This window comes from Pseudomonas sp. TMW22080 (genome assembly GCF_022496745.1).
GTDB classification, from domain to species: Bacteria; Pseudomonadota; Gammaproteobacteria; order Pseudomonadales; family Pseudomonadaceae; genus Aquipseudomonas; species Aquipseudomonas bubulae.
The window spans coordinates 98,001-113,036 of the sequence record NZ_SCFF01000007.1; the positions used below are offsets into that span (position 1 = coordinate 98,001).

The window sequence follows — 15,036 nt, forward strand, 5'->3', positions numbered from 1 at the left end:
TATCAGGGTGCTTAACCCTGCGCGCTTTCAGTGGCCGGGCGCAGGATATCGCGGCATCCCAGCTCGTGGCTGATATCCATACGCCGATGGGCAATACGCCAGCCGTCTGGTGTTGAAACCCAGCGATCCTGATATTCGGCCAGCGATTCATAGGTCAAGCCTTGCATACTGCCGGCGCCGCGATGGGCTGCGCGGACATAGATGCGGCTCACGATCGTTGAATCGCTGGACTCGACCAACAGATTGCCGAGCAAGTGCTGGGAAGGCCCGCAGCCCTCAAGGTGCACACGAATCATGGCCACAATCGGCCCGCGACCTTGAAGCTGATGCAAACCGCCATAGTCGGCAGTCGCTTCCTTGAGGAACACATCATCCATGGCAGCCCAGTCGCGCTGATCACAAGCCCGTGCATAGCGAGAAAGGACTGCATTGAGCTCGCGCTCAAGCAGCAATTGTTTGATGTCCATCTTGTCGCCTCTATTTCAGTCTGCCGGTTGGGTTGGCGCTGAGCTGATGCTCGGCCTGACTGGGGGAGGGGCTCATCGTTCGTTTGGACTATTTGTGGTGGGCAGGGTGGACGGGGCGTCTTCGTTTACCGCATCGGGCATCAGTTGCTGAGCGCAGAGAATCGTTGTGGGCGAGCGATTGAAGCAGAGCTGCCACGAAGGGCGACTTTGGCACGGGCAGCTGCCATTTCAAGCATCTGAGGGGCCGCTGCATAGACAGCATCAACCTGGCGTTCATGCGAGCTGCTTTTAAGGCTCATCATTTGCGCAAAGCTAAGGTTTTTTGAATGCTGGTGGCCGCTGATCATGGCAAAAGTACCCACAAGGGTGGAAAACATTGACTTGAAAAAGTTATCACACGCACCTAGCGCATTAACAAGCGAAGGACTGTGATTGAAAGGCTTTAACCAACGGAATGCATAGCCTGTAGCTGATTTTTGCGGCCGCTTGCGACCTGCGTGGCGTTATGAATTTCGGGACGTTCTTAAGAGCTATATGTCACTGAATCCCAGGCACAAAAAAAGACGTCCGAGGACGTCTTTTTTTGTTGAAGTGGTGGGCCGGGGTCATTTGAACTAGAAGCTTTAGCGCCCGTAATCATTGGCTTGTGGTGAGTGATGTTTTTTTAGGGATACATGTGGGGATACACGATGCTTTCTACTACCCCTACAAAGACGAAATTCACTTCTTAGATTTGGCTCTTGGTTCTACGGTTCGCAGTTCAGTTTCGCGGATGACTCGACCAGTGTCCCCATCAATTTTGAAGACTGTGCTATCCACGAGCAGAAAGGTATTCGAGGCATCTGCCAGTATTAGGTGGCCTGTGAGCCTGCCTCCTTTTTCTGTCAGAACAGTATGGGTACTCTCCAAAGCCTTAGGTGCAGGTTGGTTCGTGAGCTCACCGAATTTTTCCAAACCCATATCCACGCCTTTCTGAACTCCAGCTGCCGGCGCCAAAAACACTAAGAACATGGAGAAACCGATCCAGGTGGAGAGGCCAATAATGACCCCTCCCTTCAGGCGTTTTGTGATGAGCCCAATGAAGATCGCGGCAACACCTACAAATACGAGGGCTAGTAGGGCAGGACCAATGATAGGAAGACGACTTGCTGCGGTTAAGGCATCGCTAAAAATATTCACGTAACCGTAGAGCAGAAGGGTGGGTGTGCCTAACGTCAGCTCGTTTGTATCAATGCCAAATTGCTCGTAGTAAGCAACGAGCACTGAGTACCCGGTGACTATAAGGGCTGCTTGTAGGAACAATGCACCGTAGATGAGTAGCTTAAAGGCTAGGTCTGTGTTTGTTTTTGCATCCTGAGGGTCCGCTGGTTCAGGTGCATCAGCAATCACTTTCACTGGCGGCATCGTAATGTTGATCGGTGTCGTCATCTCTACCTTGAGTATTTTCTCGTTACTCCAGAACACAGTACTTCCTTGTTAGATATGGAGAGGGAAACATACTTAGTCGTGGGACCACTTGCTAGTGGCCCATCAAATCCTAAGGTGCCGGGGGCCCCTGAGGATTTAAAGCAGGTACGGGGCAGGAAACCCGCGGGATTTTTTTAGCAGCAGGGCACCCAGCTTATTGAAATTTCAATCGTTGAAATTGAAAGGTATTGAAGAAAAGAGGAGGGGTGGGTCTTGGCCCGCAGCAGGGCGCTTGATGTGTTGCTGATAGTGAACACCTAGGTGAGTCAACTGGGTCAACCGGTCAAGTGTGGTCAACAAACTTTGGAACCCAGCCACTGACGATTTCGTGCGGGTTTCCTGCCCCGTACCTACTCGAAATGCCCAGGGTCCCCACTACCGTTCAACGCGCGGAGAAATGCCTTGGTTCTTGTCGCTGGAGGAGTGATCGCTTAGGGGGATTGGGGGGCTCTCAAAGCTGTGTTACAAAGGTTACTAGTGTTACGATTTGGATTAAGTTGTTGATATTGTTAGTTTTTTTAATTGTTACACCGCTGTTAAGCACACTCATAGGCAAGTGTTACCAGTACCTTAGGTGTTACATGCAATCTGATCGTGAGTTGTCTTTTATCAACCGGAAATTAGCCTAAGCTAATGCAGTAATCGGCCAGAAGTAGCCGGACTTGTCAGGTTATCGTGGTCGTTCAGTTTTCCTCCGGGAGCGCTCATGCACCAACTACTACTGTGGGTTCAAGACACCGTGGGCTAATGCCGCTCCCACGGTGACGTCCGGCTAACCTTGACTCCAGTACACCTAGCGTCGACCTGCCACCGCCGAGTATTCGTGTAAGAACCAGTAATACCCACCTGCGTAGAAAAATACCTTCGCCGTGTCGAGGAGCATGTTTGCGATCAGCAGTTTCTGAGGGCTGAGCATCGGTGCGAACCGGTTTTTAGCATTTCAGTATCGGTGAGCTTGAGCAGATGAATAGCTGTTTGCTGCCACGCGTCATTGCAACATAGAGATTTTTTGCATTCATTTTCTCTGGTTCAAGAATCACGGCTACGTCCGCCTCAAGCCCTTTCAACAACAAGGTGCTTCCTACAGACCTAGGGCGCATCGTACGAGGCAGGTGCCTAAAGCGCTCTCGTTCCCGCATCGCCGCAGCGTGGAATGTCACTGTCTCGTTCACCGCTCGGAGTGCCTTTGAACACAAGCGCATGATGTCTGGACGGAAGGCGAAAACATCGGCGGTATCGTAGAAGGCATCGAGCATCTCAGCGGCACTTCGATGAGACGGAGCTCGCAGATACGCGAGCGCAATCTCTTCGATACGGCTGGCCTCCGTTTTTGCCCTCCCTGCATCAAGCGAGCGCGTCCGGGCAATCAGATTTTCTGGTGACAGTCCCGACAGTAAGTTACCAAAGTAGTGCACCGCCTCGTCCAGAGACGATTGCGCATGAGGATCAAATGTTGCAGCGAATTTTATGAAGTCCATCATGTCATTAGCTTCAACCATGGTCGCGCGTGCTCTGCGAGCGGTTTGCCACTGACTCTCCTTGTTTTTCGAATCCGCAATGATGAGAGCTGTGCCTGCAAACTTTCGCTTTGCAGTGGCAAGACGTGTTTCGTTCATCTGAGCCGTCGTGCCTTCAAGGCGAATCCATTCCACCCCTTTTGGAGCCTTGGAAAGGTCAATAGAGGCCCCAGGTTGACTCAGGGAAGGTCGAACGGAGTTGAGAAGCCAATCGCCAATTTCTGGTGTTTCTGCATTGTTCCAGCGCCAAGGCTCCGGCTTCCACGCCAGAGGGGGGAAAGCCGCTACTACATCTTTGTGCCAATCGACAACTGGGCCGGCGAAGTCAAAGATGACCTGAAGAGGGTCACCCAGAACCACCGTTGGAAGTAAGTTAGCAAGCGTGAGAATCATCTCGTGCTGCAACTTTCCGCAATCTTGGTACTCGTCCACAATGACTCGCGAATATGTCGCTGAGACAATCTTATCTATGTGACCTGCTTTAAGGATATCCAGTGCGGCTTGCCGAATTTCTGCATAGTTTGCACTGTTTCCTTGCACTCGAAGGACAGCTGGTGTGAGACTTGAGCGCTGAGGAAAGCACTGAACCAAGCGAATGGCCCAGCTATCCAGTGTTGCCACCCGTGCGGTAGTGCCGCTTACGCCGAGCCTCTTCAAGCGCTGCTCGAGCGCGGCTCTCCCCGCATTGGTATGTGTTAGCACAAGGGCAGGCTTACTATCTTCACTTCGCAGGAGTGCAGAGGTGATGAGCTGCGTCTTGCCACATCCAGCAGGGGCGCTGACGCTCCCACGACGGTACGCGAGAATGTCCAAATCGCCGTCACACATAGAGCCGCCTGAACAATTCATTAATCGGCCGTTTTAGCTCCGGCTCGGCTTCACTGATATAAGGACCAACTACCTTCTCTCCTACCAACTCCATCTTGCTGATGGATTTGAACCAGCCTTTGCGACCCGGTCCAACTTTGGAGTCCCTTGTTGAGAGCTTGGCAGCCTTACCCAAAAACGCCCGTTCTTCGTCTTCGTACTGGGCATCTTCGCGCACAAGGCTTAATATTTTCTCCAAGTCGTACGTCTTCTTTGAAACCTCCTCTAGAGCCCCGCCGACTAACTCCTCTGAGTTGAGCTCAATCGCCAGCTCAATCAGATCGTCCACACCATTGTCAGGCAGCCATCTGAACAAGGCCTCCTCGAGTGCAAGAGATTCGCCCCAAGTACAAACCGTGACACCATCTGCTTCCGCTGCCTCTCTGGCCTCTTGTGGAATGACAACATCTGCGTCTAAGAACGCTTTTGTTCGATAGCCCCACTGAGCGAAAACTTGTGCACGCTGCAAGATATGCTCCGGACTCCTTCCTCCGGCATCAACAAACGCAGTTGCATTTGCGTATGCAGATTGCTCTCCTTGCGACACCCGATATCGGTCAATGCCTCGAAGGAGCCCCACTTCGCTAGCGCCCTCACAAACAATCACTGTCCGCGCAAGGAATGCCTCCGGATAGAGCCGAGCAACACCTTGAACTGCGTCCTCGCTACTGACCGAACGCATTTGGTGTTGTCCGCCATCCACTTTACGAACAATGACGAGCTGATCACCACTGAGCTCCCTTACCGCAACCGAAGAATGTGTTGTCATGAAGACTTGAAGCGGAGCCTCCGTATCCTTTGATCCGAGAGAGTGCAGTAGGCTAATCACGCGATGTGGTTCAAGTCCATGCTCGACCTCATCAACCAACAAGCAGCTTGCTGCAGATGAAGCTTCCCGGTGAAGAGCAGCCAGTAACAGGCGGCTGGAGCCCGTACCAAGGTTGCGTAACGGAACGCCGCTATCAGAGTGCAGCGTAATTGCCCCGTCAGAGAAGGAAAGTGCCTCCGCATCCAGCAATGCCTTAGCCCTCTCGCCGACGTCAACACCCATCTCCTTAGCTTTGGTCGTTACTAGATCGAGTATGTCACCAATGTTGGCGCCAGCCTTGTCCCCAAAAGCCAGCCGAGCCTCTCTTGCAGCTGAGACCAAGTCATTCCCGACTGCAAGCTTCTCTTCCGATAAACGCGCCAATACAGAGCTTCTGCTCCAAGACAGATTAGCGCTCGAGTGACTGCCAATGCGACTCGGCGCAAGCATTGCTCTGTCTTTCCATTGGAGTTGACGCTGGTAAGCATCGGACTCTGTCCGTTTGGAGTACAACGCCCGTTTTGGGTCTAGGTCGCCTCCGACCACCAATTGGAATGTTAGAACGACTTCAAGACCATCTCCAGGCTCGTCTTCGACACATCGACTAGCAGTATTGAAGCCGCGCAGTACGTCACCGTGACTATCCAAATCCATCAGATGGTCTGGGAGCGCGCCAATGGTCACTCTGATAATGATCGGCTTGGAAACATCCATTCCAAAGAAGTCGGCGTCTGAAAACTCTACACTGCGGCGTACCGACATGCAGACTTCGATTGCATCGAGAATAGACGTCTTTCCGCTATCCCCGGGCCCGATGAGGCAATTGATGCCCTCATTGGGAGCCCAATTCAGCTGTTCAATTCCGCGGAAGTTTTGAATTTCGACATACCGTATTCTTGCCATGCCCGAGCCTCCTGCTATGTGACCATATATTTATTTTTGAAGGGTACAGTCTTATCACCAACATTTCTGGCTGCTTGCATGTTCCATGTCGAGAGTATGGCTCGGACGAACTAATGCAGGGCGTGGAATCCAATCGATGCTAGCTGCCCCCGTCGGGCCTCCTGGATGCTAAGGCAATGAACGCTATTGGCCTAGGCTGTCAAAAGAAACGTTCTAAAGCAGTTACGAGGCTCAGAGTAAAAGAGGAAATCGCGTTCCTATGCAAATTCTAGGTCTACCGACAAACCTAAGGTGTTGGCAGATCTTACGTGGCAGCCCAGGCGCTCTAGTGAGTAATTGCACTCCATCTGACCACCCTTTTGCATTGCACTTGCCCACTCATTTGCATTCGACTTGACCAGTCGTTTGCATCGGATTTGACCAGCACACTGGGTGGCCTTGACCAGCAGAAATCGGCCGAGGCTGTATAAAAACGTTTTTCAGCGCTACAGGTACTCAAAACCGGACTGGAAATCGCGCTTCTAAGTAAAATCCACATCTGTTGAGGTGCCGATAAATTTCAGATTTAACGTAGACGCGCACACTGCAATTTTGGCGAGCGGTTATCGGCCATAGCTGACATTGGGGAGGGCTCAGTTGTACGTCGGCAGCGGAGCAGATTGGTGACGGTGGATGCATCGACCAGCCGCACGATATCTTCTTCTGCTGCATTGGGTATCAGGGCATAGAGTTCCCTCACACGAGCAGATTGCTTACGAACGACCATTCCGAACCAAGTGTTCTATGAACGGAGAAAGTTTCTCCATCATAAGCCCGGTAAATTCCGCAGCCTTCTCCTTGGGAATAATCTCCCCCTCTTTTATTCCAAGCCGCTTCGCGGCGTGCTCAAAGGCTTCCTTTACCGTCCGCTCCAAGGTTCGGCTCCTCCCCCTATCCAATATGATTGGAAGAGCGTAGTCCGCAGCTGCCTTGTGTTTATCCTGATCGAAGCCTTCTCCTACCATCAGTGCAGTGAATTCTGCCTCACTGATTTGCGTCGTTATCTTCACGGCAATCCGTTCTCCCTTGATCGGATCGATGGCGTATACCTCGTTCTTATAGGGGCCGTCGTATACGTCGCTCAGAAGAACAACGAGCCTGAACATCCCGAAATATTCTATGTAGGACCACAGACGCTTTTTCTTTGGATCGCCGTGCAACGAAACGCAATGAAAAATCTTATCGGTTGGCCTGTCTTCGACCAGGTCGGACAGGTAAGCGAAACCAAACGGAAAGGTCTGGAAATTTGGATTCAGCAGATACTCCAGCGCTTTTTCACACTGCTCATGCGTGATGCCACACTCAGATGCAAAGGCAAAGGCCGTCTTAACCAGCGATCTTCCAGCATTGGGTCCGCCTAGAGACGAGCTAACATGAAGCGGCGAATCAAGGTAGTCAGTCGTTACAGATAATTCCTTGAGAGCCTTCTGAACATCGAACTTCGGATACTTTCTAGCAATACCTTTGAGCCGCTGCTTCGCCTCGTCAATGGTCTTGGCTGTCAAATCTATTCTGGTCGCGCCGTCAAGATCCACTTCCGAATAAGAAGATTTCTCCGGAGTAAAGGATCCGTCACTGAGCAACCAGTATCTGTCGCCATCGATGGTTTGTACGATCTGTTTGGGCGGCTCACCCCGTTCTCTGCTGATCCCTACTGCCAAAGAGAACCAATTGAGTTGCCTAGCAAGCTCAGCATCCCACCGTTCACCAAGGTTGTTGTTGCAATAGTTGCAGATAAAGCCTGTCGTCTTTTTTCTGCCTCCAATCGCATTAGGAATGATGTGCTCTTTCGTCCTATTCTTGGCTGACAAGGTGTTTGGGCAAAGCGCGCACTTCTTATGGTCTACCAAATTCCCCTCACCTTTGAACTGATTTTACTGCATGAGACTAAGCATGAGACGACCGAATGCTGGTCAAATCCGATGCAAACGACTGGTCAAGTCGAATGCAAATGGGTGGTCAAGTCAATGCAATTACGCACTCTAGACGTCATCTGCGTTTTTACATACTCAAGACCAGTATCGGACCGTAGACACGATGCACCGAGCCAGCATTGCGGCGTACTAGCGTCGAGCGCGTGTGGCCTCAATTAGGGCTTTTTAGCTCAACCTACCGGCTCCAACTCTATTAAGGCAATTTGTTCTATAGTGAGCTCTCCTGTGATATTACTGTGCCTCCAAAACCTTGTAGAGTCACATCTCCAGCGCTGAAGACTCATTGACGCGAGATTGGAGATCTAAAAATCAGGCGAAGGTTTTGGAGTAAACGAACACAGTTTATTGAAGAATAAATGCGAGATTTAGCGATTAGAATCTAAGAAGATCTCCAGGCTAAAATTAAAAAGTGTTAAAGATTGCCAACAGAATAAATGGAGTTAGATATGGCGGGCGGAGAAGTATCGGCTATTGCTGAAATGGCAAACTTAGTAGCCAATGACTTGGTTAAGTGGTTCAAGTGGACGAAATTTCCTCTTGTAGATCAAAATTTTAAATGTCTTAAAGTAGAAAAGCACTCTACACCTCGTCGAAAACGTAAGGTGGGAGGGGACGCTACACAAGAAGCTAGTCAGGATGATGGAAATGTACTGGTGGAGGATACGATACCTAAATCGCACAATCATCCAGTAGATGTGATTTTGAGTTATGTTGATCCATATACAGCTAAGCGTGTGATGCTTAATACCGACCTCAAAAGTTACCAGACGAACTCTATATCGAAAACGATGATTCGTAATGCTTTGAAGTCGCTTGGTAATACTATCGAGTGTGCTAGGTCTAGCCCGGATTGGAAGGCTAAGTACAACTTTACAGAGGATGCCGATATACGGGGTTTGCTATTTGTATATAATCATGATGGTGATTATGACAAAAATTTCTATGATATTTTTCGCAGTACTCCTGGAGAGGGTGGAGATAAAGGTCAAGGGAAGATCGATATAACTAATTTGCCTATCAGTAAAGGTCAGTTGCTTCATATTATTGAGCCAAAAATAATTAACTATATGCTGTCCATTATCAACGACTCTGCGAATTTACATGCAGAAGGAACATTTCCTGAGACGGAATATTTTTTTTATTATCCCGAGCTAACTCTCCATAAGACCAAGTTGCCCAAAGAGGTTAGGCCTGCAACAATTGAGCTGCTTTCTGCGCCTTATCTTATAATTGAGCATGGGCCGATAAAAAAGTATAATGAAAGGACTAGCGCTTTAGAGGATCGCTATGGAGATGGCTTTGTCGTCTACTATAATAGGTCGGGTTCTACTGTCAAAGAGTTCATATACCTTCTTGACACTCTATCAAGCTTTCAAATGCTTGATCGTGACTGTTCGTTGCGACTACGAATAGCTCATGATTCTCCAGCGGATGCTCTCCGTAGTAATTTCGAGGCTGCAAAGGCGACATATGCGGAAGATTGGGGGTTTGACCATTATAAAATAGAGAAACTAAATCGTATTGAGTTGAAGTTGATCGAGGTTGCACAGAAAAAATTCTCAGCGACTGACGTAGGCTGGAGGGTCTAGAATGAAAACAGGGCATTTGTATAGCGTGAGCGATAAGGCAATATTCGACGCTATAAACAACTCAAAAGTAACTATTCACGAGATTTTCGATCTGTTTTTCTCTCGTGGGATTCTGATCTCCAAAGACACTAGTCGACGTGACTTGGCAGAGTATTTCTCTAGGCTTACTCATGGCTATCATGACTTTCAAATGCTATACGAAACGTTAGGTACGGCAACTAGGCGTGAAAAATCTACTTCCTGTGAAATCTCGAATTCAGTAACTAGTGATGAGTTGGTAATTGCGGCGCAAGAGTTGTGCAGTAAGATTAACTCAGAAGGGAATCGAGCGGATAGTAATATTCTTGCGAATGGCGATATTGAAATAACAATAAAATATACTAAGCTTCATCTAGAAAAGAGCGAGCTGCGGCAAACAGTTAATAAGGAGGCTGTGCTAATCATAGAGTCTAATAAGCAGGGTTTTACTCTTCGTACTCCTTTAAATGAAGATGCCAGTGGGTGGAAAGAAGACCTGCTGCAAAAAATTCAAGCAGAGTCGTCCGCGGAGGTTTCTTTTAATGAGATTACACTCGAACATATTCAGTCGCCAGAATTAAGAACTGAGTTCTTTACTACCCTGATTAAGCAAATCGGCAATAATGTCCTTCATGACGTAACTGATGTGTATGTGTATCATCCGAAAAGTGTAAGCAGTGATGGTGATCAAGAGTTTTCGGATGAAGAGGATGATGAGGTAGACTTCGGCGTTCATATAACAAAAGCATCACTCAAGGGTGAGGGGGTCCTACAATCTGAGGAGTTGCACGGACTTTACGAAAAAGGATTTTACATCTGGAAAATCGTATGGCGATGCAAGGAGTCGATTGTAGGTAGTGACATGATTGAGTGCGAGGCGCAGTTTGCGAATCCACAAGCGTGTGCAGATTTCTCCTATATGACCAAAGGATTTTATCGATATAAGTCGCAAGGGGTTTACGCTGTCGGCAGGACAATGCTTACTTATACTCAGGAGAAGCTCTTTCTTCAGAATCTGGAGGCTAAAGCTCGAATGGTTGTTACCTTGATTTCTGACAAAGCATCCGGAGGAAAAAATGTTGAAGATTAAATTCCTACGTATCAATCTTCCAGATGGTTTGGAAAAAACTTACCGCCACTTAGCGGATGCGCCATTTTCTCGCGATGGGCAAGATGGATTTGAAGTTACTTCTTTCTCTAAAAATCATATCGAGGCAAAATTTATTGAGAAGATTATAACGAAAGAGCAAATTACAGATCCGTTTGGGAATGTTCAAGAAATTATTGCAACACGATACGGGACCACTGAGTTAACTGTTTCAAATTTTAGTGGGATATATGTGTTGGCGCTTAGAAATCCGTCGCGCAGCGTCAATGCACTTGTTAAGAGATTTTCTGCGCTAGTTGGAAACGGTTTTTTTGCTGCGTCCATAGTCCTAGATGTTGAGAGATTTGGGCAGTATGTAAAGCTTCATTATAACGAGCAGGCCTTAGTGGCTACGAAAGTTTTTGCATCGAATCTAACATTGGATAATCATAGTACCGCTAATATTGAATTGCTTAGCAGTTCAAATGCTCTGTCCGATCTGAAGCATCATTTTCCATCTCAAGATATTCTTATCGAACGAGCACGTTTCTCCCTGACTGATCATGGGAGAAAATCACAGCTAGAGATCAAAGCAAGTGGTGTTGTCGGAATAACAGGCGTTAAAAGTAAGGTTCTTGAGGAAATCATTACAAGCTTTGTAAGTGATTTGTATAAGTGATTGTTTGTGATGCTTGCATTGCGAGTCGCATGGGCTACTTAATAATAGCCCAAGATTTGCAGCGCGAGCAGCAACACGTTTTGATCGTTTATTCGCCCACCGCTTAACTCGACTAATACCCTGGCTTGTTGTTAGGTCTTAGAGGGAGGTAACGGTAGCTCATTATGCTCGCCGGCCGGAGATAGATGACGAACTGTTTTTTTTGCGTGCCCAGCGAGCAGGGTTTCAAGAACGTACTAACTCGATAAGTTATTGATTAGACGGAAAAGTTCTGTTGATTGTTTGTGCGGTAATGGATACTAATAAATACGGATTGTCTTTGTCTGTATTTGTTGGGTTTATAAGCGGGATCAAGACCTCTGCTCTAACTCTAGTAGTATAGATAAGGAACTCCGTTAGCGTTAAGAGTATTGGTGGAATCTGGTTGCGGAGTAATAGATTGCTATACCGAGCGCGGATAAACAATCCATAAATTGAAGCGTTAATTTTTCCTTAAGATAAAACTATCAGCACCAAGCTACTGACCTAGCATCACTCTGAGTCCTTAGGTTTTCCACAATGTATTCCACGAAGGCATCATTGAGTAACGTGGAAATGTTACACGATATGCCTCTGCTTTCACGCCTGAGTGCTGTTAGTGTTTTGCCGAAACGCTATATACGATCTTGCGTTTGGGAATAGGCAAAAATCAGAAAGTAAAAATAAAAATGTTCTGTGGTTTTTTTGCTGATAGTTGTTGATCGTTAAATTATCAATTGACCAAACGCACTATTTTGAAAGAGTTCATGAAAGCATGAAGATTTTCGGTGAAGGGTTGTAGGGCTGTTGGCAGAGACTTGAAGCTCAGTCTATGGCGGAAGCCTTGTGTGCTTCCGCCATAGCATTAACCCCGTTTATTCAGCTGTTGTTCTATTACACTAATCTCTGCATTGATTGCTGCAATCGTCATTGTCTCTATTTTTGTAGCTTTCCCTATCCTTGGCTTTACGAGGTTTATTAGACCGTTCAGATGCGTTTTCCTGGCTTTCAGGGATTCCGAATAACTGACTTTGCTTTGTATGGCAGCGTTCATGGTTGGGCCTTTTGGGTGACCGAGGCGGCCTTGCTACTAAGCCGTCTCGGGGGGAAGCTGCGTCACATAGCTAGTACGTCTTCGAAGCTATGCTGATAAGAGCGTTCTGAAAGATCGCTCCAGCCCCAAGGCCCGTAGTTTTCGCCCTGCTCAGGGATTTTCAGGTTCGTCAGTGCTATTGGGTCGCGATCTATTAGACGTCGAGCGGCCCATAGCTTGCCGCCTACCTCGAGCAGAGCTATTGCAGCAGCATTCCACTTTTCTTCAAGCACTGTGTTTGCCAAGCGTGATGCTTGGTTTTCAATATCTGCGCGCGTTTTCTGTGCTTCTGAGATATGCCGATCAATAGTGACGATTTCTTGCTCCAGCGCAGTAATAATCAGCTGTTGCCGACGCTGATGCTCAGCGGCAGAGGTGAGATGTTTCGCAGCTTTTTGAGCGTCGTCATTAGCTTTTTTCTCACCCTCCACATCGCCCCAAGCGACTGCCTGTGCATAAGCTGTAGCGGCCTCTGTCTCTGACTGCCGCGCTTTTACCATATCTTCATGTGCTTGCTGACGGACCTGCTCAAGGCGCGTGTTGATGCTGTTACGTTTTTGGTTTAGCTCTTCTTCGTCAGCCTTCCATGTAGCGATGGCTTCGACATAGCCAGCCATCAGGCTCTGGTGATTGGCCAGTGTTTCTCTGCGATGGATCTTCTTATCGAGCGTCTCGATGTCCCGCTCACGGTAGCCGACCTCTCTTTTTTTATCGGTGATTTTGTAGCGCAGGTTGTCTTCCAAACTTTGCATCACGTCATAGTCTTCGAGTGCAGCCGCATAGGGGACTAGTTCCCGCTCAAGTGCTTCCTTCTCGAGAATTGTTTGTTCGCGGCGGTCTTTCAGCTCTTGGATCTCGTTCATTTGTTCTATCTCAATGTAATTTGATTTGGGGTTGGCTGAATGGCTGGCGAGGCCGGGAATGAGCCGGCGCTACCTCGTTCTGTGGGTTACCGTCAGGCAGCCCTGGCCTCGCTCTCATCCGTCCCCGGAATCGTCTTTACGATGTAGCAGCGTTGCGGGCCTAGCCCGGGAAGCCGGACGAGGCTCGACGCCTTCCCGTCGCTTCCCGGCTCGAGCACTCCACGACGTAGCAGCTCCTTGTTCACGGCATTGATGTTCATGCCTTTGAATACTTCGGAGCGCCAAGCCTCGGGCAGTACGTAGTAGGTGTTGGTGGTATGCAGTTCGTCGCCGAGGCCATGCTCCAACGATTTTCGAAAGCCCAATCGGTCGATGGTACGAGGACCGTGCTCATCGATCTTGGCGGCGGCGGACTCCCAACGAGTGAAGCGGCTTTCGCCGAAGCGCTCGATGACTTGGCGCAGCCGAGCTACGATGGCGTCACCTTCATAGTTACCAGCGCCGCCGCGTTCATTCAGCCATGCATTGAGGCATACACGGGCTGCCGTGGTAGCGGTGCCATCTGGCCAGCCTGTGATGCCCAGTGCGGTAGCCAGCTCACCAGCTGCAGCCGCAAGGCCAAAGCGCAGGGCAGCGCGATGGGCCTGACCGCTCGCTGAGGAGGGCAGGGACTTTGCAATAAACCCTTCAAGGGTGCGGCGCAGGATGATCGCCCAGGCGTGCATTTTTCCGGGTTCGCACAACGCTGATAGGAAGGCAGTGAGCGGTGTGCCGTAGTACTTGGCCACTCGGGCTTTGAGTGCGTCAGAAAGGGCGGCAGCGTCCTCGAAACCATTCAACGCGTCGAACATGCCGAGCCCTTTACTGGCGTCTGCAGGCACCGCGAGCATACGTACTTCCATGCCTGCTTTGAGCTCTTTGTTGGCCTCGGCCATGGGTTGCGCCAAGGTTTTTTCGCCTGTGGATAGAAATAGCAGGCGCCACTCTTGAACCTGTCGGCCCGCTTGACCACGATCATTCGCGCGGGCTTTACCGGTGCCGTTGCCGAGCATGTATACGGTTTCGCCAATGATGCGCGGGTCGCACATGCCGATTTCATCGAGTACCAAAAGGCCGTCCGAGTGAGCGGCTACGATGGACTCCAAGGCGTTGTCGGTTGAACGCCATGACCGTACCAATCGGGGCCCGCCGTAGATCGAGGCAGCGACTTGCAGGTGGGTGGTTTTACCGCCTGAGCTATCGCCGTACAGGTGAAAGCCGCCTGATTCATGACCAAGCATGTGCAGCAGTGGTCCAGCAAACGCCACGCTGGCCACAAATGCCAAGCGATGATTGCCAACGCACAAGGCGCCGATTTGCTCTTGCCATTGCTCCAGGGTGCCAGCCTTGCTGATAGGTGGCAGCTGTGCGCTTGCCTCGTAGAAGTGCAGGTGCTCAGTGTGGGAGCCGACCTGCTGTTCTGGCAGTAGGGACCCTCAGGTAAAGGCTGTTGCCGTTATGCTCAGGGTACTCCTTGGTGTCCGATTCAAGGTATCGGCCACGGGGCGACGTTTGATTTCACTACGCTTCATTTCCGTGCCCCCTCAGTTTCAATTTATGAGGCTGGTACAGGGAAGGAGTGTTTCCGGTGGTTTCGGGCGTGGTACAGGAAAGGGCAGACAGGGACGGATAGCCAGAAACAAGAAAG

Annotated in this window: 9 protein-coding genes and 1 pseudogene; 3 read left to right on the forward strand and 7 right to left on the reverse strand. The window is 49.5% G+C overall.

The features are described from left to right. Nucleotides 1–11: 11 nt before the first annotated feature. The 5 genes from EQV96_RS22360 to EQV96_RS22380 form a co-directional block, all read right to left on the reverse strand. Entirely contained in the window at nucleotides 12–467 is a 456-nt protein-coding gene (locus tag EQV96_RS22360) for a nuclear transport factor 2 family protein (protein WP_240882423.1), read from the reverse strand. 720 nt (nucleotides 468–1,187) lie between these two features. Continuing rightward, entirely contained in the window at nucleotides 1,188–1,931 is a 744-nt protein-coding gene (locus tag EQV96_RS22365) for a hypothetical protein (RefSeq protein WP_240882424.1), read from the reverse strand. A gap of 935 nt (nucleotides 1,932–2,866) precedes the next feature. Continuing rightward, nucleotides 2,867–4,300, reverse strand: coding sequence for a UvrD-helicase domain-containing protein (locus tag EQV96_RS22370; RefSeq protein ID WP_346769641.1), 1,434 nt, complete (start codon nucleotides 4,298–4,300; stop codon nucleotides 2,867–2,869). Next, nucleotides 4,272–6,029 (reverse strand): ATP-binding protein, encoded by a 1,758-nt coding sequence (locus EQV96_RS22375; protein ID WP_240882426.1) that lies wholly within the window; start codon nucleotides 6,027–6,029, stop codon nucleotides 4,272–4,274. The genes EQV96_RS22370 and EQV96_RS22375 overlap by 29 nt, the downstream gene beginning before the upstream one ends. A gap of 752 nt (nucleotides 6,030–6,781) precedes the next feature. Next, nucleotides 6,782–7,918 (reverse strand): HNH endonuclease, encoded by a 1,137-nt coding sequence (locus EQV96_RS22380; protein WP_240882427.1) that lies wholly within the window; start codon nucleotides 7,916–7,918, stop codon nucleotides 6,782–6,784. Nucleotides 7,919–8,448: 530 nt separating this feature from the next. Between EQV96_RS22380 and EQV96_RS22385 the strand changes: the two genes are divergently transcribed. From EQV96_RS22385 to EQV96_RS22395, 3 genes are read left to right on the forward strand one after another with little or no spacing between them, the layout of a single operon-like run. Next, nucleotides 8,449–9,591: a hypothetical protein gene (locus tag EQV96_RS22385; RefSeq protein WP_240882428.1), complete on the forward strand. Its 1,143-nt coding sequence runs from the start codon at nucleotides 8,449–8,451 to the stop codon at nucleotides 9,589–9,591. 1 nt (nucleotide 9,592) lies between these two features. Continuing rightward, complete coding sequence (locus EQV96_RS22390) at nucleotides 9,593–10,699, forward strand: hypothetical protein (protein WP_240882429.1); 1,107 nt, start codon at nucleotides 9,593–9,595, stop codon at nucleotides 10,697–10,699. Beyond that, nucleotides 10,686–11,375, forward strand: coding sequence for a hypothetical protein (locus EQV96_RS22395; protein WP_240882430.1), 690 nt, complete (start codon nucleotides 10,686–10,688; stop codon nucleotides 11,373–11,375). Before EQV96_RS22390 ends, EQV96_RS22395 begins: the two co-directional genes overlap by 14 nt. Nucleotides 11,376–12,509: 1,134 nt before the next feature. Here EQV96_RS22395 and EQV96_RS22400 read toward each other — a convergent pair. Both EQV96_RS22400 and EQV96_RS22405 read right to left on the reverse strand, forming a co-directional pair. Further along, a complete protein-coding gene (locus EQV96_RS22400) occupies nucleotides 12,510–13,349 on the reverse strand; it encodes a chromosome segregation protein SMC (RefSeq protein WP_240882431.1) in 840 nt (279 codons plus the stop codon). A 92-nt stretch (nucleotides 13,350–13,441) separates the two neighbouring features. After that, a pseudogene (locus EQV96_RS22405) lies at nucleotides 13,442–14,818 on the reverse strand (DUF927 domain-containing protein); the annotation flags it as partial. Nucleotides 14,819–15,036 lie beyond the last annotated feature (218 nt).

What these genes read in the sequence shown, in the direction of transcription:
- EQV96_RS22360 (WP_240882423.1), bottom strand. Translation starts at nt 467, where the DNA reads ATGGACATCAAACAATTGCTGCTTGAGCGCGAGCTCAATGCAGTCCTT.
- EQV96_RS22370 (WP_346769641.1), bottom strand. Translation starts at nt 4,300, where the DNA reads ATGAATTGTTCAGGCGGCTCTATGTGTGACGGCGATTTGGACATTCTC.
- EQV96_RS22375 (WP_240882426.1), bottom strand. Translation starts at nt 6,029, where the DNA reads ATGGCAAGAATACGGTATGTCGAAATTCAAAACTTCCGCGGAATTGAA.
- EQV96_RS22385 (WP_240882428.1), top strand. Translation starts at nt 8,449, where the DNA reads ATGGCGGGCGGAGAAGTATCGGCTATTGCTGAAATGGCAAACTTAGTA.
- EQV96_RS22390 (WP_240882429.1), top strand. Translation starts at nt 9,593, where the DNA reads ATGAAAACAGGGCATTTGTATAGCGTGAGCGATAAGGCAATATTCGAC.
- EQV96_RS22395 (WP_240882430.1), top strand. Translation starts at nt 10,686, where the DNA reads ATGTTGAAGATTAAATTCCTACGTATCAATCTTCCAGATGGTTTGGAA.
- EQV96_RS22400 (WP_240882431.1), bottom strand. Translation starts at nt 13,349, where the DNA reads ATGAACGAGATCCAAGAGCTGAAAGACCGCCGCGAACAAACAATTCTC.